Here is a 1,465-nt window from a genome sequence, read left to right on the forward strand (position 1 = left end):
GGTGGTTACCCCCAAAAGTTAGAGTTTTTATTATGCAGCTGATTGGCTGGATTGAGTTCGGTATTCAACTGGACTCAATCCAGCCAATTTTTCTTTTGATCGTTCATGGTTGTACCAGTAAATATATTCTTCTATCTGTCTTTTTAATTCTTCATAGCTTATTAATTCTTCCCCATAATACATTTCTTGCTTTAAAATGCCAAAGAAATTCTCCATTGAGGCATTGTCAGCGCAGGTTGCTTTACGTGACATGCTTTGGAATACTTTATTTTTCTTCAATGTTTGCACCCATTGGTTATGCTGGTAATGCCATCCTTGATCAGAATGGATGGTGGTGCGGTAGGTTGCGCGATTCTTTATTATCTCTATCGTTTCTCTTAAAGGTTTCATAACTAGATCTAACGTGGGACGTTTCTTGATGTCAAAAGCAATAATTTCTCCGTTATAAAGATCAAGAATTGGATTTAAATATAACTTCTCATCCCCCAGACATTTGAATTCTGTAATGTCGGTTACTAGTTTTTGAAGAGGAATAGGTGTGCTAAAACGGCGGGATAATCGGTTTTTCGCTACCTTTCCAACCTTTCCCTTGTAGGAATTGTATTTACGAGATTTCCGCATAAATTTTACACATTTCAATCCTAGTTCCCGCATAAGTCGATACACTTTTTTATGATTAACATGATGTCCTAATTTCTTTAATTCTTCCGTGATGCGTTTATACCCATAGCGTTCATGATGCTTCTTAAATAGGTTGGTAATGAGTTCTTTTATCTCTGTATCCGGATCTTCTTTCCCAAAGTTTTTTAGATGATAATGATAGGTTGCTTCAGGAATACCAACAACAAGAAAAATATCCTTTAATCGGAATCCTTCTTCTTTGAGTTCAAATGCCACCCTTGCTTGTGCTTTTCGTAGAAGGCATTTGGATTCTCCCGAAAAGCTCTCAGCTTTTTTAAATATGCATTTTCTAGCCTTAGTAGTTCATTCTCACGTTCCAACTCTTCTTCACGTGTTATCTTTTTCTCTTCCTTTTTCTTTTGTTTATTGGGTTTCTTAGACATAGAAGGTCGCCCCTTTGGTTTTGCATTCAGGCCTTCTACTCCCTGTTCATGAAACTCTTTCGTCCAGCGTTTGATTAAGGAAGGGTTGTTCAATTTAAAATGAACAGCGGTTTCTAAATAAGAAGCACCTGTGGTTAACATAAATTGTATCGCACCTAATTTAAATTGAACAGAGTACTCCTTTTTTGTTTTTCTTCGTTTTAACCCATCAATCCCCTGAAACTTATAAGCGCTCACCCACTCACGTATAGGGGTCTGACTGCCCATATTATATTTTTTTGCCAATGATCCATATCCTATGTTGCCATCTAAATACTCGGTGACAAGCTTCATTTTAAATTCTTCACTATATTTTGCCATAAAAAAACACCCCCGAAAGTTAGATTATTACTCTAACTTTC

2 protein-coding genes are annotated in these 1,465 nt (G+C 36.6%); both read right to left on the minus strand.

Going from position 1 to position 1,465, the window contains the following annotated elements; translation table 11 throughout:
* Window positions 1-30: 30 nt before the first annotated feature.
* Complete coding sequence (locus GH754_RS19330) at window positions 31-963, minus strand: IS3 family transposase (protein ID WP_323742120.1); 933 nt, start codon at window positions 961-963, stop codon at window positions 31-33.
* The gene (locus tag GH754_RS19335) at window positions 861-1,424 is read right to left on the minus strand and encodes a helix-turn-helix domain-containing protein (RefSeq protein WP_153730270.1); all 564 of its coding nucleotides are present in this window, start codon (window positions 1,422-1,424) and stop codon (window positions 861-863) included. The genes GH754_RS19330 and GH754_RS19335 overlap by 103 nt, the downstream gene beginning before the upstream one ends.
* Window positions 1,425-1,465 lie beyond the last annotated feature (41 nt).

It is taken from the genome of Salinibacillus xinjiangensis (assembly GCF_009649735.1).
Taxonomy (GTDB): Bacteria; Bacillota; Bacilli; order Bacillales; family Alkalibacillaceae; genus Salinibacillus; species Salinibacillus xinjiangensis.